This window comes from Candidatus Bathyarchaeota archaeon, assembly GCA_026014805.1.
Taxonomy (GTDB): Archaea; Thermoproteota; Bathyarchaeia; order Bathyarchaeales; family SOJC01; genus JAGLZW01.
Genome location: JAOZHR010000010.1, coordinates 62,749 through 83,949, shown reverse-complemented (window position 1 = coordinate 83,949; position 21,201 = coordinate 62,749). Strand labels below are relative to the sequence as shown.

At 40.5% G+C, this 21,201-nt stretch carries 20 protein-coding genes, 1 tRNA gene and 1 other RNA gene; 12 read left to right on the top strand and 10 right to left on the bottom strand.

The window, feature by feature from the left end; all coding sequences use genetic code 11:
- Nucleotides 1–20 precede the first annotated feature (20 nt).
- The gene (locus tag NWE91_02735) at nt 21–641 is read left to right on the top strand and encodes a hypothetical protein (GenBank protein ID MCW3985310.1); all 621 of its coding nucleotides are present in this window, start codon (nt 21–23) and stop codon (nt 639–641) included.
- A gap of 301 nt (nt 642–942) precedes the next feature.
- Here the strand turns inward: NWE91_02735 and NWE91_02730 are convergent, their stop codons facing one another.
- The 3 genes from NWE91_02730 to NWE91_02720 form a co-directional block, all read right to left on the bottom strand.
- Nucleotides 943–1,092, bottom strand: coding sequence for a hypothetical protein (locus NWE91_02730; GenBank protein MCW3985309.1), 150 nt, complete (start codon nt 1,090–1,092; stop codon nt 943–945).
- Nucleotides 1,093–1,337: 245 nt separating this feature from the next.
- Nucleotides 1,338–2,408 carry a hypothetical protein gene (locus NWE91_02725; protein MCW3985308.1) on the bottom strand — a complete coding sequence of 357 codons (1,071 nt, stop codon included), beginning with the start codon at nt 2,406–2,408 and terminating at the stop codon, nt 1,338–1,340.
- A gap of 135 nt (nt 2,409–2,543) precedes the next feature.
- Entirely contained in the window at nt 2,544–3,512 is a 969-nt protein-coding gene (locus NWE91_02720; protein ID MCW3985307.1) for a hypothetical protein, read from the bottom strand.
- 225 nt (nt 3,513–3,737) lie between these two features.
- On the opposite strand from NWE91_02720, the gene NWE91_02715 reads away from it, so the two are divergent.
- Nucleotides 3,738–4,682, top strand: coding sequence for an ogr/Delta-like zinc finger family protein (locus NWE91_02715; protein ID MCW3985306.1), 945 nt, complete (start codon nt 3,738–3,740; stop codon nt 4,680–4,682).
- A gap of 185 nt (nt 4,683–4,867) precedes the next feature.
- On the opposite strand, the gene NWE91_02710 is transcribed toward NWE91_02715, so the two are convergent.
- Together NWE91_02710 and NWE91_02705 are read right to left on the bottom strand one after the other, a co-directional pair.
- Nucleotides 4,868–5,248, bottom strand: a complete 381-nt coding sequence (locus NWE91_02710) for a hypothetical protein (GenBank protein MCW3985305.1) — start codon at nt 5,246–5,248, stop codon at nt 4,868–4,870.
- Nucleotides 5,249–6,029: 781 nt separating this feature from the next.
- Entirely contained in the window at nt 6,030–6,995 is a 966-nt protein-coding gene (locus NWE91_02705) for a hypothetical protein (GenBank protein MCW3985304.1), read from the bottom strand.
- A 163-nt stretch (nt 6,996–7,158) separates the two neighbouring features.
- Here NWE91_02705 and NWE91_02700 point away from each other — a divergent pair, with 163 nt between their 5' ends.
- From NWE91_02700 to NWE91_02680, 5 genes are all read left to right on the top strand, one after another.
- Nucleotides 7,159–8,091 (top strand): hypothetical protein, encoded by a 933-nt coding sequence (locus NWE91_02700; GenBank protein MCW3985303.1) that lies wholly within the window; start codon nt 7,159–7,161, stop codon nt 8,089–8,091.
- 283 nt (nt 8,092–8,374) lie between these two features.
- Entirely contained in the window at nt 8,375–9,121 is a 747-nt protein-coding gene (locus NWE91_02695; GenBank protein ID MCW3985302.1) for a dihydrofolate reductase family protein, read from the top strand.
- Between the two features lie 197 nt (nt 9,122–9,318).
- A complete protein-coding gene (locus NWE91_02690) occupies nt 9,319–10,128 on the top strand; it encodes a winged helix-turn-helix transcriptional regulator (protein ID MCW3985301.1) in 810 nt (269 codons plus the stop codon).
- On the top strand, nt 10,125–11,303 hold the full coding sequence (locus tag NWE91_02685) for a nucleotidyl transferase AbiEii/AbiGii toxin family protein (protein ID MCW3985300.1): 1,179 nt from the start codon (nt 10,125–10,127) through the stop codon (nt 11,301–11,303). The genes NWE91_02690 and NWE91_02685 overlap by 4 nt, the downstream gene beginning before the upstream one ends.
- 124 nt (nt 11,304–11,427) lie before the next feature.
- Nucleotides 11,428–12,450, top strand: coding sequence for a tyrosine-type recombinase/integrase (locus NWE91_02680; protein MCW3985299.1), 1,023 nt, complete (start codon nt 11,428–11,430; stop codon nt 12,448–12,450).
- Nucleotides 12,451–12,563: 113 nt separating this feature from the next.
- On the opposite strand, the gene cas4 is transcribed toward NWE91_02680, so the two are convergent.
- Nucleotides 12,564–13,241, bottom strand: a complete 678-nt coding sequence (cas4, locus tag NWE91_02675; GenBank protein MCW3985298.1) for a CRISPR-associated protein Cas4 — start codon at nt 13,239–13,241, stop codon at nt 12,564–12,566.
- A gap of 129 nt (nt 13,242–13,370) precedes the next feature.
- Between cas4 and NWE91_02670 the strand changes: the two genes are divergently transcribed.
- From NWE91_02670 to NWE91_02650, 5 genes are all read left to right on the top strand, one after another.
- Nucleotides 13,371–13,859, top strand: a complete 489-nt coding sequence (locus NWE91_02670) for a collagen-like protein (protein ID MCW3985297.1) — start codon at nt 13,371–13,373, stop codon at nt 13,857–13,859.
- Between the two features lie 671 nt (nt 13,860–14,530).
- Complete coding sequence (locus tag NWE91_02665) at nt 14,531–14,812, top strand: hypothetical protein (protein ID MCW3985296.1); 282 nt, start codon at nt 14,531–14,533, stop codon at nt 14,810–14,812.
- 13 nt (nt 14,813–14,825) lie between these two features.
- Nucleotides 14,826–14,902, top strand: a tRNA-Ser gene (locus tag NWE91_02660).
- Between the two features lie 406 nt (nt 14,903–15,308).
- Nucleotides 15,309–15,719: a hypothetical protein gene (locus NWE91_02655; GenBank protein ID MCW3985295.1), complete on the top strand. Its 411-nt coding sequence runs from the start codon at nt 15,309–15,311 to the stop codon at nt 15,717–15,719.
- Nucleotides 15,716–17,083: a hypothetical protein gene (locus NWE91_02650; GenBank protein ID MCW3985294.1), complete on the top strand. Its 1,368-nt coding sequence runs from the start codon at nt 15,716–15,718 to the stop codon at nt 17,081–17,083. The genes NWE91_02655 and NWE91_02650 overlap by 4 nt, the downstream gene beginning before the upstream one ends.
- Nucleotides 17,084–17,316: 233 nt before the next feature.
- On the opposite strand, the gene NWE91_02645 is transcribed toward NWE91_02650, so the two are convergent.
- The 4 genes from NWE91_02645 to NWE91_02630 all read right to left on the bottom strand — a co-directional run bounded on the left by NWE91_02645 (nt 17,317) and on the right by NWE91_02630 (nt 20,838).
- Nucleotides 17,317–18,660, bottom strand: a complete 1,344-nt coding sequence (locus NWE91_02645; GenBank protein MCW3985293.1) for a site-specific integrase — start codon at nt 18,658–18,660, stop codon at nt 17,317–17,319.
- A gap of 59 nt (nt 18,661–18,719) precedes the next feature.
- Nucleotides 18,720–19,024: RNase P RNA component (rnpB, locus tag NWE91_02640), an RNA gene on the bottom strand.
- Nucleotides 19,025–19,249: 225 nt separating this feature from the next.
- Nucleotides 19,250–20,377 carry an NAD(P)/FAD-dependent oxidoreductase gene (locus tag NWE91_02635; GenBank protein ID MCW3985292.1) on the bottom strand — a complete coding sequence of 376 codons (1,128 nt, stop codon included), beginning with the start codon at nt 20,375–20,377 and terminating at the stop codon, nt 19,250–19,252.
- Nucleotides 20,378–20,562: 185 nt separating this feature from the next.
- Complete coding sequence (locus tag NWE91_02630) at nt 20,563–20,838, bottom strand: DUF6506 family protein (protein ID MCW3985291.1); 276 nt, start codon at nt 20,836–20,838, stop codon at nt 20,563–20,565.
- Nucleotides 20,839–21,201: the final 363 nt, after the last annotated feature.

Sequence of the window (21,201 nt, the reverse complement as noted above, 5' to 3'; positions counted from 1 at the left end):
TATTTTCTGTGTTTATATAAATGTTGAAGATGCATGCATTTAGTATAATTCCTCAAATTCTTCGCATTGAGGCAAGCGTTAGCGGAGAAATCAAAAGAGTTGCAAACACAATCATTGAGAAAGAGTATTTTCTAGATGACAGAGTAGCTTGTATAAATGATTTGATTGAGTGTATAATCACTAAAGCAGGTTTTTCTAATGTGGCAATGCTAGTAGATGGTGTCGATCACATGAACGTTTCAGATGTTGCTCAATTCGCTAAGAACAATTTCCCTTGGTTAACGAAAGTAAGGGCATCAGTGGTTTTGACTGCTCTTTCAAAATATCGGAAGGATCCCGAATATGCATCTATTTCTGAATGTGCAAGAACTGTGAAGATTCCCAGAATTGCATCAATTAAAGGGCTCAAGATGTTCCTTAACAAGCGAGTCACCACACTTGATCCTAATGCTCATTGGGACGATGTATGCCATGAAAATTCCACAAAGCTGCTCTTTGATTGGTACTACTCAAAACGTGAACTAATGACTTTACGAGCTATAATAAGATCGCTGAATTATGCAGCTTACAAGACTTTACATGACGGTGCTAGCCAAATCCTACCATACCACATGTCAATCGGGATCAAAGATTCCTTCTAGCATTCAGTGAAGACTCGTTATCTGTACATGAAGATATCACGTCAGACAAGTAAGAGGAAGGGTAGTATATCAGAAGTCTGACCGGCGTCTACTTCGCTTTGCTTTCAAGCAGTAGATTCCTTACCAAATGTTTTTCCACCTAGTTCGTCGTTGACTCACAATGTGATATGCTTGGTGTTTTGGGAAACCGTTAGCGCGCGCGCTCCAATAAGCACGTACCCTTTAATTCTTTTTGCAGTCCAATAATTCAAACGTATAAGTGCCTTCAATATGTTCTTTCAGCCCAAGGTTCAGAGAGCTTTCAAATTTCTTGTATGTCAACTCGATGCAAAATAAGTGCTTTCAACCAATGTGAAGGATACATGCATGCATTAAGCAGTCTGAGAAGCCACAACAACAGAAAGACAGCAAAGGCACCTGCGAATGCCCATAATGATTTGATTAAACTCATTATATCTTCCAAAAAAAGAGAGCCAGCGCGAATTATAAAAGACTTTGCCGAATAAGATGAGAAGCACATATGCGCGCGCGCATTGGCTATATCAATCACAAGACTGCCGTGCTTGACACGTGACTTCGGGAGATATCTCGTCTTTAGGCGCGCGAGGGGAAAGGTCTATTAAAATATTCAATATATCAGTATAAAGGTAAAAACCGCAAAAAGCTAGAGTTTGCAGGTGTAAGCGCATTCTACCATTATTTATTCTGGCTAAAGCGAACTAGAAACGTTAGGTCATTTTTGTGACGACTTATCTCAATTCTTGTTATTTGATTTATTCTTATTAGTTCACTCGAAATTTTCGTTTCGAGATATCTTGTAAGAGAATAATCAACCATTTCATTTTCTTCATAGAGAATAGCGCCATTCTTCCATGGTATTGGTTTCTGAAGTGAAATCGCTTTGTCATCTGGTTGTTCTTTTATGTTCAGGAGTTCAGTCATTTTATTGGCTAACTTTTCGGTATTTAGCTCAGATTTATCCTTTGTCTGCAGAAAAGTCCTCTTGTCAGCTTTCTGCAGAGTCTTTTTGATAGGGTCGAGTTTTTCTATCCTATCTGATTTTTTGGGCTTTCTGTAGTCATTCCATCTGTCTATTGTCAATATAGGTAAACGTTGATCTAGCATGTATAATCTGTTTTCAACGATTATTCCAGTCGCTGTATGATTGGGGGCATGAGCGAAATAGATTTCTCCATTAGGGTAGATGTTTGACAGCAAGCAAGCTGTCAGCTTTGCATAATCTCTACAAACACCTAGCTTTTTTTCAAGAAGTGCATTAATTGGAATATTTGGTCTGAGTGCATTTATGAGTCCTTCCATTACTGGGATTTTTCTATTACCATAGATAATCCATATCATTATTGCGAGTGTCGTCGCAATGCTGCTCACTAACATTACAAACCATATTACAATAAACCACGGTAACAACCATAACAGCTCGATATTTCGGATTATTATAAAAAGGAGAACAACTAGGCCGATACTGAAGGTAAAGAGAGATATAAGACCTGCATAAAACAATACGCTCACAATCGGATGTCTTTCAGTCCAGAATACTATGTTTCTTTCTTGCCATTCTAATATGTTTGTCAAGGTCTCTCTATACGAGCCCGCCTCAAGCCTACTTGCCAAACTCTTTATCTTACTGTTTTCTATCTCATCTGAAGTTGGACAATACCCTCGAAAGCAAGAAAAACGATAGTAAATTCTTGATCTTATCCCTCTGAGAGCTGTCGCGATCGCAGTTAATTTCTGTTTTATGTTCATTTTTATCATTACTCAATACCATTTTAGAATTAAGCTTTCCTTCTATATGCTCGTGCGCGCTTTGCCGTGAAACCAGGAAGACACGAAGCATGGACATTCTTGCCTGATCTGAGTTTGGATCTTCTGCAATGCACGTTACTTTCCTAAGAATCTCAAGCGTTGGTACAGGTATGAGCAAAGAGTCACTGCCGATCCGACTGCAGGATGGAGGGAAACTACACCAGCAACCCCGCTTACAATGAGTTTTAGGATCAATAGCAGACTGTCCTCCCTACGAGCACGTTGCATTTGATGATCGATTCGCTTCAATTCTTCGACAGCATCACGAATGAGTGCTTGAGCAATGAGGTCATCTAAGGAAGCAGCAAAAGCTTCTACTGTGAGACGACTTGCTTGAGATGTCACTGTCTGATTTAGTATCGGGCACGCCTCCTCGATTGGCAGCCGGGAAAATTTCATCAGGTCAGCTTTCTGCAACCAATCGGCGGTCCAAGAGCTGTGTGTTAGTAGCGGTTCCTTGGTTCTTGCGCATCTTCCTACGGCAGCAACACGAGTCCATATCTGCCTGTTTGAGAAATCCGCGGTTGACAAATCCTCGCTATATTGTACCGGAAGTTTCTCAAGAAAGCTCCGCCATTGAAGACTTTCGGGAGTGCCGAAAAGCACGTCTCCAACAAGCGATCCTTCACCGTAAAAAGAAGGCTTTTGCTCATGTGCTGGTTTAGAACTGCCTTTGTTCGGGTCGCCAGTCTGTAGAAAGCAAATTCCATCAGGATAATTGTTCCCGAAATTGTAGAGTTCAAAGATCCTGTGCTCTATGAGAGCATGCGTGAGGGCTAAGGAGCCTCTTTCTGACGCAATCGTTGTCGTAGGACTCATAATATCTTCTAGACTTCGATCGTTCTGTTCAATGATCGTGTCTTGGTAGGTGTAGTCAGCGTCAATACCTGCGACGCCGTCAATATCAGGGATATCTCCGCCATGAAGAGCCTGCAAATAGAGATAATCCACTTTATTTACGGCAGCGATGGCACCAAAGGCCTTAAGCATAATTGCGATTTTAGTGAGATAGATGGGATCAAGTAGTGAATCTCCGGCAAGCACGACTTTGTTGCCCAGCAGCTTGTTTATTTTCAGCGTTGTCTATAACCCCAAACCCAAGATCATAAACATACAGGGTGACATTAATTCAGGTAAGGAAGGAGTGCAGCTATAAGCATTATGTCACCGAGAAAACTCCTCCATTTCCCTTTCCGTAGACAACCGGCATCAAAAAATCCCTCAAAACATTAAAGTCAAAAGGACAAGAACTTACACTGCGGGAACTGATTGAACTCCATTGAATGTGCTGAAATAGCAGAATGGTTTATGAAACATCATAGTGACAGGGTGCAGAACAAGCGATTATTATCATGGGCTGGAAAGCTCGGAATAAAACTGAACTGTAAAGGCGAGTTGGATGAAGACCAGCTATTTCATCTATTTGTGCTTGCAGCATTGTGGAATAATGAACCCACTTATGAAGCTGGTAAAGGAGAACAGGTTTTTCAAACTATCAAAAAAGACTACACGTTAGAGCATTTCAGGGAAGCAGAATCAAAAGGTGAATTTCGTGAAGATTTAAAGAATATTGCGTACAAGGGGATCCAGAATCCGAATACCTTCGTTTTACTCAAGTTCATAGCCACTGGAAAAACCCAGAGAGGGAATGTGTGGCAAGAAATCAGAAGAGTACTAGAACTCCCAGGGATTGGTAACAAGGAGATTGACATTAATCGACTCAGGCAGCTCTACGGTATCTTCAATCCAAGAGAATACAAGGCAAAGGCATATTTCACAGTGAAATCCTTCCTGATCTTCAGAGAGCTGAGAATTCAGTTCAAAGAAACTGGGAGATATCAGTACAATCCTATAGTATGTTGTATTCCTGACAGCCATGTAAGAATGGAGTTAACCAATCTTAATCTGATACAGCAAGCCGGAAATGATATAGACAGCTTGATTGCTGCAAGCGAAATGGTAGCGAAGTATTTCTGCACAAATGCTTACGAGTTGTACGATCTTCCTCTCTTCTTTTGGCATAAGAGAAGCAAGAAGAACACAGAAAAAATGGTGTCTCAAGATCAAGCTGGAGCTATCAGAGGGCGATCAGCAGGCATATGCCCTTCATGTGGATCACCATTGGTGTGGCGGAGGGCTAGGAAGACAAGAGAACTATATCGAGGTTGCACTAACTTCGATGGTGGGTGTAGGTGGAAGGATAGAAGCTATTGAAAAACATAGGAGGCTATTAAGAAATGGTTGAAGGAGATACTGAATTTCGGATACGAGAAAAAAGGGAGAAACATATGGATTCGAGGAGGTCGAGTCTTGCATGTTGTACGATCTTCAGAGTTTGGAGGAAGGCTTCGAATTGTATGGCGCGAAGACTGGAAGAACGATTACGCAATCATCTATGACTACTCCGGTGGAGGGGGCCCGATATGCATAGTGCCCATCTCTGCCCTCTTCGATTCTGGATTTGTGAGGCATGCATGCAGTTCGGGTTCCTTTTCCAACAACCATGCAATTCTCATACCGCAACCAATTCCCGAAGGACCAACCAGCATCTCCAATGAAGAAAACAACCTTACAAGACGAAATTCCAATCCATAGTCTTCCTCCTGCCTTAGGGATCGACATACGGACTCAAAAACGGTATTATTTCGGATACCTAATCCCTTTCTTACGCGGTTCATGAAGATTGATTTTTGTTTGGTGCGTACTACTCCAATTGAACCACTAAAGTCGCTTCCTTTCACGCCTTCATTCCATTGAGTTAAGGCCCCTTTTTGGATCATGAAAAAAGGTGTCCATACATGCCCGTTAGAGGCTACCGAAATGATATCAACTATCCTCCTAAGGTCATGAAGCTTAGTCCATTCATGCATGCAAAATGAAAGAGAACACTTTGATAGATATCCCTCTTATTCAATGGATTAGCAGTCAAGATTTTGTCCAATCCTCTCGAATAGTATCTATAAAACTCATTCACTGCGTTGCTTTTCTCTGAAAAGAAAGCCCATACCCTAACCAAGTATAGTAAGTCGTTCGTGGAAAGTGGTTTAGCATATTTACTTAGTTGACTATTAAGCGTATGAAGACTTTTATTAATGAGATTTCTTATCGTTGTAGGTGGCTCTTTGGATAGTTGAAATAAAAAATATGACGCAGTGAAGTCGGGTACTGGGGCAGGAAAAGACTTCTTGAATTCTTTCATCCTTTGAATTGATTCTTTCATATCAAAGCTGGCTGGTATTTGCATGAATTTAGGTGCATGCATGCATCATAGTTAAGCCCAAAACTAATTCGAACGCGGCTATAGCTATCGCTCTAGTTTTTTCTCTTTTCAGTTGATTTAGAATACTCAAAGTCTGCTACCTCCCCTGAAACGTATCTTAGCTTATATCATCTGAAGTTTCTAAAATTTTTGGCTCCGCAGACGAAATTCGCTACTGGGAAGGCGTAATGTTAAGAAGGACATAACGCGAAAGAGAAAAAATGAGGAAGATGTGGGAGATATCTCCACTGCAGCCAGAGATTCTCTACTAGTCATTTTCTGCGCCAGGAAATGTATGCAAATCAGGATGATGGTGATTTCCAAGTGAATTCTTTTGGTGTTCCCGCTTCGGGTGCGATATTAAAGTAGTACGTTTTGCCGCTTGTCCATGAAGACGCTAAGTTGTTTGGCCAGTCAAGAACTATTGTTATCGTTTGGTCGACTGCAAGGAGTCTTCCTGCCGTGCTGAGATCTGTATTGACTGTGACTTCTAGGAGATTTGAAACTGTGCTGCCTATGTAAAGGCGGACGATTTTTGCGTCGCTTGTTCCTATGTTTTTGACAGCTATGCTGGTTGTTTTGGCGGTGGCGTTCCAATATATGTTTTCAACGTCTAGAATAGCTCCACCTGCTTCTATTTGTTGCGCAACCACATAAGCTTCTGTGTAGTACAGCTTGTCATATGTAAAAACAGCTATTATCACCTTGGAGCCATCGTCACTTAATGTTATGTTGTATGGCTGCTTTATGTACAGAACAATTGTCCAGCCAGATCGTAGTGTCGGTTCAGTTGTAGCTTGCTGAAAGGTTTGTTGCGTTCCATCGATTAGAATGTCAAAGGAACTGCCAGACAATTCAATGAGTGTTTGCTCCAACTCACTCGATACGGGACCTGTATCCGTTTTCCAATAATATACATTACCCCAGCTACATTCTATACCTCGAATCGTGATTTTGCGAAGTACAACATCCTTCTCCCCAGTATTTGTCACGACGACTGCTGCCTCAGCCCACCCGGTTTGATTACACCAGATGTGTTGATTAGTTACATCCAGTATTTCCTCTTGAGTGCTGCTATTAGCGTTGTTATTTTGCAGTTGGATCAGAAAAATTCCAGAAGCTACGCCGCCAACGAAGACAGTAAAAGCTAATGCAACAACTTTGCCACTAATAGCACTGGTTGAATTGGAAGATTCAGTAGTGATATTCACATATAAGAAATCTAATGATTGAATTTTGGCTTTTATGAAGTCAGGATTCATTTTCAAGGTTTGAACATTAGTGTTTATAGCGGAAAAGCCTCTTTTTTTCTAAAAACTGGAAACCTGATAGAATATCATTAGAAGACAAATGGCAAATTAGCCTGAGCCTCGAAGAAAGATTTCTCGCGGGGGTCTGTAAGGAACAGTATCTGAAAACGGACATATTAGAATGCATGCACATGAACTCCGGCTTCATAAAAGTCAAAATCTCGCATCGCTAAACAACCTAAACATGAAAACTGCTGTCGAATCTGGCAATGTTACTGCATTTAGCAGCAAAATTGTTGCATTAGCTCTGATTATGTTTTTTGGAGGCGTAGCTTCAGGGATAATTCTGCTTCAATCGTTTAATGGTGGTAGTAGCAGTGATGCCCAGGAGGAAACTCTCGAATTATCGAATCAACACGTTTGGGGCAACCAAAGCGGATGGATTGAGGCGGCAATCGTTGTGCTCAACACCGGAGAACGAGATGCCATAATTCGCAAAATCACCATACGAGGGATAGAGTGCGACTGGAGTGATGTCTACTATTGGAAAACTGACACGGGTCCAATATCAAACGAGCTAGAGCCAACACCCGTGGAATTGTCCAGCTCTTCCTTCAACATCGTCATCGATGGAATCCAACGAACTTTCCAGCAAGCTACTGGTGAATTAACACTGAGATCTGCGTGGACAGTTGTCTTGTATGTCAAAAGCCCCTTTAACCTCACTTCCAGCGATGGAGGCACAAAAGTGATTATAACGATTTTTACAGAAAATAACCTCTATTATGAAGAGGCTTATGTCGAAGTAACATTCACATTCATGCAAACAGAAGAACTTTCATTCACGAGCTATACATGGGGTACAAATAATGCATACTGTCTGATTCAAATCAAGAACACTGGTTCGTCAGACCTCTCAATTAGTGAGGTTCGAGTAAACGATGTGGCATGTGCTGATGATGGTATCACTACGCCCCATACATTGGAACCAGGCAGCACAGTGACGCTCACCGTGACCCGCACAGGAGGATATACATCCGGCGTCAAGTATGAGTTCAAGGTAGTCACTGCTAAAGGCAACACGTTTGGTCCTTACATTAGAACAGCACCTTAAGACACCACCCTTTGTTTGAGATCTTGAACATCCATGGATTGCTTCTTCTCCAAGCGCTGCCCTATCTGCCCTGATACTTCAAGGTTTTGATGATGAAAACGGTTGTGAAGTTCTTTCTCATGTGAAAATCCTTTACACACAAGGAAAAAGGGGGTTTGCAGAGGACATCGCCACTGTGGGGAGGGCTCAAATCATTTCTTTGAGTAGTGTAGAAATCCCGCGGTTCTTCTGTCACATCCAACGTGTGCGGAAAGACTTTAAACTGTTGTTTGCGATGGGTCTGTTGAAGACAGCAAAATCATTAGAAGTGGATAAGATGTTTGAACGAGCAGAAACAACATTATGTTTAGTTATTTCTCTGGATGGAAAAATAACTACTGGATCGACTGATAATCTGGATTCTGATTTAGATTGGAAGAGAATTGTAGGGCTTAAAGAAGGATTTGCGCAATATTATCAAGTAGAGCAATCGCTAGGGACAAATTACCTGAACTCTGGCCGTGTATTGGAAAAGGTAGGATTCAATAATAAGAAAGAAGTGCCAGAAAAGGAACCATTGAAATTCGTGGTCGTAGATAGAAAACCGCATTTGAACAAGCATGGAATCAATTACCTATGTAATTGGCTTGAAAACTTATTTATTGTGACAAACAATCCAAAGCATCCTGCATTTGAACTAAAAAGTGAATACGATAACATTGAGATAATATATTATGAAACTGATGTTGATTTTGCCGACTTGTTGGTGAAATTGAGGAAGCATCATAGGATAGAAAAGATAACCATTGAATCGGGCGGCACTTTGAATGCAATATTTTTCCGAAACGGTTTAGTTGATCATGTGAAAATTGTAGTGGCGCCGTTAATTGTTGGGGGAAAGGAAACGTCTTCGTTGGTTGATGGCTTTTCTCTTACGGATCAGTCTCAACTGCATTTGTTGAAAGCTTTAAAACTAAAGGAATGTAAGAAACTTGAAAACTCATATTTATTGCTAGAATATGATGTGATCAATGATACAGTTATCGAGTAATTCTCTGGAACACCATTCTTTTCAATTTGAATGCTTAGCAAAGACTCTATATGTGAAAAAAGGGGGGTTGCGGGAGAGATCGCTAGCCCTTGTGGGCGTAGAGAGAAAACATGCTAATGCTCATTTGGATATACTTTTGACAACAAACTATATATATCGACAAATGTATATCGATTTCCATGAGATCTTCATCATCAGTGCCACAAAAAGTGATAGAATATGTCTCGAAGAATGAGACAGTTTCAATAGAAGACATCGCAAAAGACCTAGGCGTTTCTTGGATAACAGCAAAGAACTACTTAAGCCGACTCGCAAGAATGGAAATCGTCAAAAGAGTAGGAAGAGGGGTATATCAACGCAGGAAAAGGAGTACCGCAATAGTCAAACCCACTCCAGAACTCATTCGACTCGGGCAAGATCTCAGAGAGCGCTTCCCAATGGCAGATTTCGTTGTCTGGTCTTTGAACATGCTTGGTGACTATGCTCATTACGCGGTCGGCAGAGATCTTATTTTTGTCGAAACATCCAAGATGCTGTCTGCGAGTATCCGTGATGCACTGTTAGAAAAAGGGTATCATGCTGTATTGCGTCCATACAAGAGAGATTTTCAAGAATATGCCTACTACCCAGAACAGCCGATATTTATCCTTGAAAGGAAAGAACTCTACGGATTAGTTTGGTTTGAAAACAATCTAATTCCCACACCCGAACGGATATGGTTAGACTTGTATTTTCTTACTACTAGAATGGGCCTGAGTTTTGATCTTTTCGAGCTTGGACTCATATTTGCAAATATGGTCGAAAGAGACGGGATGAATTTTGATCGTTTGCTGAGATATGCAGGGAGACGAGGTCTTTTTCGAGAAATGCTCATTTTCCTTTATAGTCTCAAGAGAGAAGACACAAGAATCGGCTCTCGCGTACCTGAAGACGTTCTATGGATTAGACGAGAAAAAGAGACACTTCGTAACATTCTGACAATGGTCAAAGGAGCTGATAAAGAATGATCGACACTGCTAAGACAATTGGCACAAAGTCAACATATGATCCTAAGGAGATTAGCTCTTTCTTGTCAGAAGGAGGCATTAGAAGCATACCTAATCTAGAGAGAGCAATCCTCAGTCTTGAGTATCTTGGCCAACTTGTAGAGGAAGGATTAGATCTGATATTCAAAGGAGGATCCGCAGTCCAAGTCATATTGAGTAGTAAGAGGGGTATATGGACTAGATTGAGCGTCGACGCTGACATATGCGTAGATCTATCAAGAGAAGAGTTTGAAAATGTTCTCGAAAGAGTTTTTCAGAAATTTGATAAAGAGGGATTCTCATATAGTCAAAGAGATGCAAGGATTAGTGATGAGATCCCATTTTACCTTTATAGAATTGAGACACCGCCTATCACTGACCGAAGCCGAGTCTTCTTACTTGACGCGATGGGAATAAAGCCTGAATTTTCTACTGTTCAAACCCCTCTAAAAACTCCTTTTTTCGATTCCCAAGTGGAAATCGTAACACCAACCGTTGGAGCACTTATTGGAGACAAAATTTCCACAATTGGCCCGACAACTATTGGCCGCCAATTAGTACATAGTCGAAATGGCCTTGAATACGCAAAACATTTTCACGATATAAACCAACTCATAAAACTTGACTTCAGCTTCAAGGAATGTGCTGAGGCGTACTATGAAGCTGTGACCATTCAGTCAAGAGTTCGCGGTAGAAAGTTCACTCCGGGAGAATGTTTCGACGATTTGGTTTTTACATGCCAGGTTGCAAGCCTACCGCCACAGGTTGGTGACGAAATCATTGAAAAAAAGTTGCATTCTAGGAAAGGACAGCGCGCGCGAGCACATTCGGAATTTAGGATATTACGAAGAGGTCTGCAAAGATTCCTTCCACTTCTTGTGCGAGGGATGAGTTATGCCTGGGACGATGTTCGTTTCTATGCTGCACGAACAGCCCTTTTGGCAAACATGATAAACAATAAGATGAATGGCGAAAAAGCGATGGAACTACTCAGATCCGATTTCTCCACAAGAAAGGAAGATATCCTTAGACTCATCAAACAGATTGAAGGTCTTTCCGACGAAGAGCGCTGGTTCATCGAAAAAAGTGAAATAGAGAATTTTCCCAAAGTGCTCAAAACGTGGCATGACTTTTTCTTTGTCGAAGATTTGGTATAAAGCGGAGTTTATTCCATTCAGCTGAGAATGTGAGAAAAAATGGGAGTTTGCGGGAGCTAACAGACATATCGTGTCTGATATCATAGCTCCTGATTAGAGATTCATAAACTGAATCTTCCAGGAGGTGAAAGGAATATACACAATGCAAACCTTCCTGGGATCTCAGGTATCAGGTCAGACTAAGAGATCTTATGCTATTGGGCTAAAGAAGTTCATTGCGTGGTATGGTAAACCTATTGATAATCTATTGAAGGAGAAAGATCCCTCTAAGATAGTTGAACAGTTCTTTGTAGATATTAAGAAGAAACTTTGTCATAATACTGCTAGAACCTATACAATCTCTGTTATCCAGTTCTGTAGGTATAACAATATAGATATCAAACTTAGAAAGGGACTAGGAGCAGGAGGAACTAAGCAGTCTACCAGGGACCATATTTTATTAATAGATCAAGCTAGAGAGATGTATAAGATAGGATCTTTAGAAGACAAAGTAATGGTTAAGATATGGCTCTTAGGACTTAGAATCTCTGATGCTGTAAAACTAGAGTGGAAAGACTTCCAAGTATCAGACAGTGATCCCATAGAAATCTTAGTTAAAACTGGCAAAGAAGAAGTAGTAGCTCATGTCTTCATAGACTCAGAACTACAGGAACTAATGGCGAAGTACATTAGGATAATTGATCAAGAGAATAAGTATCTCTTCCAGGGAATAACAACTAAACAATTACTGAGAAGATTACAAAGTCTAGCAAAGAAAGCTGGTATAGAAACTAATGGTAAAGTCTTTGGATGGCATCTAGGTAGAAAACTATTCATGAGAACTGGTACACAATTTGGGATCAATATATGGTCTTTAAAGATGATGGTTGGAAAGGCTATAGATCCTAGCATTGCGACGTACATTCGTGGAGTTAGTCTAGTAGAGGATGCTAAGAAGATATCTAATACACTTAGAATGGAAGAACCTAAATCGAATGGTAGAGTAGGAAACTTGGAAGAAACTGTACAGATTATGACTAAAGCCTTTGGTAAGTTTCTTAGACAGATCTTAAAAGAACAAGGATACGGAACTGGAATAGGCTTTACTATGGACTATGATGCTATGGATGATGAAGAAGTAATCAGGTGGTACTTAGGAGAAAGATAGACCCACTCCCTTTTTCTCAACTTGTAGTGGAAAAGGTTCAAAAGCCTAGTAGAGAAGATCTGGAAAACATTATATGTGGTACTTAGCTAATTAGGAAATATCAGATTACAATATCAGGTTCTAGAAATGCTAAGAACTTCTTTCCCTCTTGTGAAGAGGTTCTTTATTTCAGCATCTTCTAGTTCTCCTTCTTGAGGCAGAATCTGACAAAGTGGATAATAATTACACTTGCGACACTTCTTAGCATTTTCTTCTGCCTTAGGTAGAATATTACTCTCCAAGAGATGTATCACCTTCTCAAGAACATCTTTGGCTTTTTCTGGATTTGGTTTCACTTTTCTTGGTTTCAAATCATTGTAAATAATTATTGCACCAACTATAGGCGAATATCTAGAGCCACCTCCCGCAAGAAAGGCGTATGCACTTACTTGTAGCAAATGGTCTGGCCACACTCCATCGCCCATTGGTGGATCGGATGATTTCTCTTCCTGAATAATGTAACCTTCTTCTGTTTTTCTAATGACATCAATCCGTCCAGACAACTTTTCTCTTCCTAAGTATATCTCTGTATCGACTATTTCTCCTGGAACTTCATGAAGAGTCTCATACATAAAATCAGTCAAAGAATGTATCTTATCTTTTGAGTCTACAAGATTCGATATAGAACGTATTAGACGATATTTCACGATTGAATTCCAATCTCTTTCTCCAGTTTGTATCTTTGCTTTTCTTAATAACCAGACCTTCCTCTTGCAATAAGAATAGGTTGTTAGATCTGATACTGAAACCAACTTTATTCGATTTAGAGGACATCATTCAAAACAATTATAGTTTATGAAGATTCAATAAATATTAGCAAAAGTATGATGTTGCATAAATAATTTAAGCTAGAAAGCATTGAACTTATAACGGTGGTGGAAATGTCGGAAGGAAGTAGTCCTATAGGAATATCAAAAACAGTATTCGTAGCAGGGCTTATTGCTGCAATTCTAGCATCTAGTCTCATCTCAACTATAGTCATTACGCAATTTGGGCTAATTCAAGGACCTAAAGGAGACACAGGTTCACAGGGAGCACAGGGCGAACAGGGAATACAGGGAATTCGAGGACCAACGGGACCAGCAGGGGGAGTTGAGCCTGATGTTAAAGCATTGCTTACAAGCACTTACACAGACATATGGTTAGGAACAGACTACCATGATGTAGAAGGGCTAATGATAAACTTCGGTAGTGACCGTGCTTACAGTGTCACCATCACTATAACTTGGCATACAACTGGTGGCGGAGAGCATACAGAACCAGCAGCCTTGATAGGAACTTTAAGTGGACATCAGATCTATGACTATTCAAAAAGATACTACATTGAAGGTAGCTTTGACTACATCACTTGGGAAATAACATGGACTTGATAGTCCTTCTAATCTCATTCTCTCTTTTTTCTGATACCTAAAAAACTTATTCTTCAATTTCTATCCCCTTCCAGATCTTCTTTCTTCTCTTCCCTCTTCCTTAGAAGAATATTTTTTAAGTTTCCTTGTTCTATGTTCTTTGACTCTATTGCCACTCTGTACATTTAGAATCTCTCTGTTAGCTTCTTAACGGTTGAGAGTAGAAACTTAGATTATTAACTCGAAGTGCCTGGGTCCAGCAGGGTGAATCTGGTTGATTGGAATCTTAGTAGTTATTCCCTTTACCTATTATAGTGTTATAGGTTATCTGACCTAGAGGATACCTTCTACTATAACAGAATAAGACTACAGTACCAGGATAATGAATGAAACAGGGGATAGAAAGTACATGGGGGGTGGTCGTAGTACTATAACGATATAGGTGTTAGCTTCTCCTAGGAATTATGATATAAAGGAAGGATAGATTGAGCTTCTTAACACTTTAAGTGTTCTGGCGAACGGTAGAGAACGCTGAGAGACAGTCGCACAGTTAGATCCATCCTTCAAACATAGGATCCAGAGAAGAACTGTTAGAAAGAAGATAAGAGAACACTTATCCTAGGGAAGCACCAGAAATGATCACAAAGCTTTTAACATTATAGGGACATATGATGTCCCTAGAGGGATTCTAAATGTCCCAAGAAGAGTTCAAATCTATTCGCATTACGTTGTCCGATGAAGCATTCGAACGGTTGGAAAGAATTATGAAAGATGCTACATTTAGAAGCTACAGTTCAACAATTGAGGAGTGCGTCAGAGTTGTTTCTGACCTTATGACGGAGATATATCATGTTGCAGGTAGAAGAGACACCCCAGACGTTAATGTCAATGTGAACGACCAATGTCGGACTTTTGAACGATTTGTCTCAAGAATGACTCGCTTCACAAATCGTGGTGTGTTCCCAGGTGAATAGTAACACATTCAGCGGGACCGTAGATTAGCCAGGAAAGATCGTGGACCTGCTAAGTCTAAAACAGAGGTTCAAATCCTCTCGGTCCCGCCACATCTACTACTCCTTATTATGTTACACTTATTTTAAAATTTCTGTGTGTAGTCTCTCTTCAAATATTCTAGAACTTACTTCCATATCTCTTTTTATTGCAGGGAGTACATCTATAGGTTGGAAGATAACAGACATTTAGAGTCTCATATCGGGAGATATCTCCTCTGTGGGAGGTTCAAATCCCACCCCAACCCAAAACTTTCCTGCTTCCGTTTCTGCAACTACTAATAAAATACTGAACGACGAATCATGGAATAGTACTATTTATTTAGTGTAGCGTGTGCATTCGGGCAATTACCGCTAATGTCGAACGCCTAATCACGGTACGGATTCGATTTTGGTTAATAGTTAATAATTAGTAATCGAATATCAAAAACAAACAACTGAAGTGTACGTGCTGTCGAGAATGATCAAAAACTATGAATTATTAGTTAATGCACTGGCAAATATCGAATCTCATGTTGAATTCCATCCAAATATGCTGCCAAATGGGATTTCCAGACATAAACTGATGAATTATTTTGAGTTTTTATCTCCGATAATGTTAATACTACATGGTTCTACTATTTCGAGTGCAAAGTTTTCGATAGAAAAAAACAGCGATTTGGATATAGTGTGCGTATCTTCCAAAGCAGCTTTCTGGCCTTTGGAGCAATTGTATAAAAGACTGAAAGAAAACCTTGAGAATGAAGACATCAAAATTGACGTATCAATCATAACCTATAATGAATTAATATCAATAATAGAGGGCGAGTCTTCTTTGAGCACTTCTTTCAAGCATGGCTTTTCAGTATTGTATCAGAAGGGAAGAGGATGAACTACTTAGATCTAACTAATTATTGGATAACCAAACATAACAAAAATTACTATAAGTATATGAAAAGCATCGAAGAGCCGAGATATGGCGTAAAGACTTTCTTTTTGAATTCTTATTACCTCTTTAGAACTCTGGGGGAAGAATGGGAAAACTATCTAGAAAGATATCCGAATCTTTTCAAAAGAGATCCAGCAAATGATTACTATAAGTATCGTGATCCTACTGAAAGAGGCAATGAAAGACAAAATTCGTTAGAGTGGACAACAGCATTCGAAATAGTTGCAGGGTTTGGTTTTCCTCATAATGAATCCGCGAAAGAAGATTTTCTAATATATTCCAAAAGGTTCTTGGAAAGGGCCATGAGATCACCAAATACGCGGTGGGTAGATTTTATGTTAGCCTCCGCTGTTGCACACTTGCCTAACCAATATGTTGATGTAAAAGAGCGGCTTCCTTCTCAATTGGAAAAACATGTTCAAAATGGAGATTTAAGTCCTCATCACCTGATGATATATCTCAAGGCATTAAGGCAATATGAAGGGCATGGCGAACTACGTGCTAGAATTGTCTCAAAATTGATGAATTGGATCCAAAATCCAGTTGAAAACTACGCGCGCAGACAGATTCTTATTTTGGCTCGGTTGATAACAAGAATGCAATGGTTGAAAGATCTTACAGAATCAGGAATCAAAGAAATAATAGCAAATCGCTTCATTCACGCCCTCAATAGTGTACACCACGTCGATTGGTCATGCTCTCCTATGATTCTTGAGGCCTGTTTCATATGTGCGGATGAAACAAAAAAGGACAATATCCAAAGTGTTTTGGCAAGGAATTTGACACCTTCCACCTTTTTCAAATTTCAGGAATTGTTTCCGTTTTTGAATCCTAAGGATAACGCTCTTGAGGTTCAGAGTTATGTAACCAAAATAAGAGAAAAATGCAAACCTAGTGTGTCTGAAAACGAGTGTAGAGATTGTATGGAAAAAAAGCAAGGAGATTGTTGGATTAGAATTCTTGCGAAATTAACAAATACTGAACCAAAACTGCATTCTGGATATGAGATAGCAGACAAAGTAATCTATTCACTGCAACAAGGCGTATATATCGTTATAAAGGCAGATCCTATTTCAAGGCAAAGGGGTGAAGGAGATGTATTATACCGCCAGTGTGGGTCACTGTTTTCTATTGACCATGCATTAGTGCTCTATTTGAATCCGTGTGAAACAGCTCCTTTTGTTATCGAAGAGATTAGAAGAGTAGCATCAAATAGCGCAAAGAATCCTCGATTTGAGGTAATTGACCAAAAATATATTCGTCAAATGTACAAGGAATATTTGAGAAGAGAAGAAATGAAACTATAGTCCCTGCTTTTCCTTCATTGCCCCAAGTCGCGAAAAATCCAAGAATTCGAAGCTATATTGCAGAAAAAATGGGGTTGTGCGGGAGATATCTCCACTGCAGTCGAGGCTACCTCACCCCGGCCACTTTTTGTAGGATTTCGGCTGCTTTTTAGGAGATATCAGTGGGGGCTATTTCACGTTTTTTGGAGAGCAGTGGGTCTTTTTTTGCAGACATTTTGAAAGCTTACATGGAATCAGTTGTAACAATTCTTTAGTATGAACCGGTCATTAGACAGCTCTTTAACAAGGTCCCAACCTTCACTCATGAATCTGATTAGCTTTTGTTCTCCTTGAACTATTGTGATTTCACTTTTGCTGCAGTTTCCATTTCCATTATAATTGTTCACGCTGTTTCTTTCGTCGTTTTCTTTGTGGGATTCAAGGCTTAGCTTCTTGATTTCTTCAAGTGCTTCGTCTACTTTTTCGTACTTGGCTAGGGCTTCTTCAACTTTCTTTATTTTCTCGTCTGAAAACCCAAGTAGCTTCGCCATGTCTACAACTTGTTTCTTTCTTAATTGTTCGATAGAAGTGTGCACGTGTGCCCAATTCAGTTTCATATATCTCTGAGCTAGGACGTCTACGTTTGCGTTGTGATATGGTGCCTTGGCTCCTGGAAGCTTGTGCCCCATCAGATACTCTTTGTCATCTTCTGCCATTTGTCCCCCGTCGACATACCCACTGTCTAGAACCGATCTGAATGTTTTCCTTAGACTATGAGCTCTTACGGTATGCCACTTCTTGATTCCTGCTCTCCGAGCAGCTTTCTTTACAATCCTCGTTAAATGCCATTGGTCCATGGGCTTCTTCAGCCGATCCTCTTTGCTTAAGCTCCTTGAATCAGAAGGAAACAGCAGCTCGTCCTCTTCGGTCTTTCCACGTTTTTCTCTCCTCCAATTCACATATTGCCTTAACGCTTCGCTTGCCTCAGCGCCGAAGAATGTCCAGTAATCCACGCCTTCCTTGCAGGCATCTGGGAGTACCTTTCTCAACTCACTGGTTATGTGGACTCTTATTGGAAACCCTTCGCTTTCCAGCTGATCCTTAACCATTTCATACGTCAAAGCCCTTAACGCACTATTCCTCAAGCCAGACTGAAACAAGCACAAGATTATCGCCCTCCACTTCAAGCCGCAAACAGTAGCCATTCTGTAAACTTCTTCCTTATTAGGCACATATTCAGGCCTCTTCATAACTCTGTAGGAACTGTCAAGTTCTAACTCCTCAAGCTTAAACTTGTTAGCCTTCAAAAAACTCTTCAAAGCCTTCATAGCATTCAAAGCCGTGCTATTCTTACCCTCATCACTAAACCTGTCACAAAAACTTTGAACCTTAAAAGCCACATCATCCTTCGGCAACTTGACAAACTCATCAGGGGAAAGCCCTGTAAACCTAACAAACCAAGCCAGCAACTTGAAATAGGCCATTGAAGTTGAGACGGATCCTCTGCGACGCAACCTGCGAATCCACATCTCAACACTAGCATACTCAGAAGTTCTCCAATCAGAATCTAACTTCAGCAACTCTTCAAAGAACCGCATTTCAACTCAAAAAACTAGTGCAGTAGAGATATTTAAAGGTTCCCAACCTTCTAGGGCTGGTGTACTGGTCGTAACCCGCCTTCTGTTCAAAGATGGCATTCAGCTAATCGGGCTACCCACGCTTCATGCAGTCCTCATAAGCGTCTATTTGCCCTTTCACCTTGCAGGACAGCCGTTTCACCGCTTCACATCCAGCATCCTTCAGCAACTTATCATGCATCATCGTCACACGCACGGACGGACGTTTCGTTTCTGTTCTGTTGCCAGGACTCTCGCCCTAAATCCTTAACGGATATTGCAAGTCTGCACGGTGGACGGAGTTTCCTCAAGCTCTCAGTAAGCTCGGAGCCATCCGCCAGCTCACCAGCCCTCAAAAAATAAGATAGTTATGGCGTCTCTTAAAGTTTAAACCAGCAAATACAAAAATCAACGTTGCCCCACCCCCACGCGCACGCTACTTATGTAAATAGTACCAAGCCAGAGCAAAATGTCAACAATTACTAATATCAGAAGAAAATATCGAAACCTTATTTCTCTCTACCCAAGTTTACGCACGCGCACACATATTACTGGGCCGCATGTACGCGCGTCAACTCGATGTTATAATGTTACGAACATATTCAGATAGGATTTTTGGTAATTCATGAAGTATTCTTTTATAAAACATTTGATGCTCTAATTCATGATTTATCATATCACATATTATCTTGCCATGGGATCTACTACCAGCAGCTAATCTAACCGATATCTCAAGAACATGAGTGTTGTACAACAGATCTCTTAGCTTTATTGCTGCTATCAAGTTTTGCCCATACTCGGTCCTCCAAAAAGTATCGAAAAGAGCAATATCACCCTTTTCTAATGCTCTCGCAAGTAATTCGCCATCCCATAAAGCATAAAGTATACCCTCGCCAGTAATAGGATCAACATGACCCGCAGCATCACCAATTAGCCCCCAATTATCACCTGCGCAGGGAAGTCTTAAGAACCCAGGATCTTTTACGGAGGGTATAGTTGCTGCCCATTCAGAAATGATTTTTAAACCACGATAATGAACCCTAGTAAATCGCTTCAAAACTGGTTTTAAGCACTTTCCATACCTAAAATCGCTTCCTATTCCTATGCTTGTATGGTCTTCTCTTGGGAAAGACCATATGAAACCAGGGATATCTTCTAGGTATTTTATCAACATAGGCTTACGTCCTGTCACAAAATAACCAAAGCATATTCCTAGATTCTCAGGAGGTATACGACCCAGAATTCTCCTTCGCACCATAGAGTTAACGCCGTCTGCTCCAATCAGAAACTTTGACCTAATTTTCCTTCTTTTAGTTGCCAATACCCAATTTGTATCTTCTCTTCTGATGGTTAAAACTCTTTCCTTTATATGTACTGACCCTGCAGCTATTGCTGTATCCAGAAGAAATCTGTCTAATTGCATTCTCGAGATATTCATTCCAATCTTCCCGAAAACGAGAGCTTTCGCTCCTCTAGGAGAAACTAAACAACATCTATTAACATAGATTTTTGATTTTGGAACATTATGCAATATTGGAAATTTTCTAAGCGCAAAAGGAGAAACCCTTCCACCACAAGGTTTTTCGCGAGGGTGAGAGGCGTCAAAGATTGATGGGTAACTACCATGTTTCGCCAGATTGTATGCGCAGAAGGCACCAGCAGGTCCACCACCAACAATAGCTATTTCAATATGTTCCATAGGTACACGTGCATCCTAAGCTTTAGTTGCTTTGCCTTTTATTTGTGTTTGGGCTATTCACATATGCTCGCGATATTTGGAATCAATGGTGGTTTTGGCTGACTATCGGACTATGTATAACAAATCTTGCCTCCACTTCCTTCGCATTTTGGTATCGTCGCATGCATGCCTCTATAGCCTTTTCTTTATCTTACCTTTGATGAAGCTCTGTTACTTGGACCATCTCCTCTCGCAACAAAAACTCCAACATTCCCTCCGACAACTTCTGAGATCCATGCAACTTCTTTACGGGAAAATCCAGGACAGAGTATGAAGGAATCGACTTTTTCTTTTCTGACAAGGCTTCTGCACACTTCAACTGCGTGGTTTTGACACTTGACCACAACCACAAAGAGTTTACACTTTGAAGTCTCGACAACACATATACTCTTCTCTGGATCAGCATCAGAAGCATGAGCCAGAAAAAAACCTCTTTGAATGCCACTCTCATCAACTCCATTTCAGTGCACTAAAAGGTACTCAAAGCGAAATATTTATGCGTGCGCAAGAACGTTATGCATAAAGCCTCTTTTCCCTATGCAAGCCCTATTTTCCCTTCCTGCATCCTAAAAAAAAATACGCACATACGTATACTATTATAACGATAATGATAACTCAAACCCCTATGCCCTTTTATGCCCCATATGCCCCTCAGTAACTGCCCTGTAATCAGTGGAATGCTTCCGCATGTCAGTGCTGATACTGGTGAGTCAGTAAGCAGGTGCATCCCAGTCGTTGGTTGGTTGGTCAGGTTGTGTGTGTGGGCTTAAAGTTTGAACCTTGGA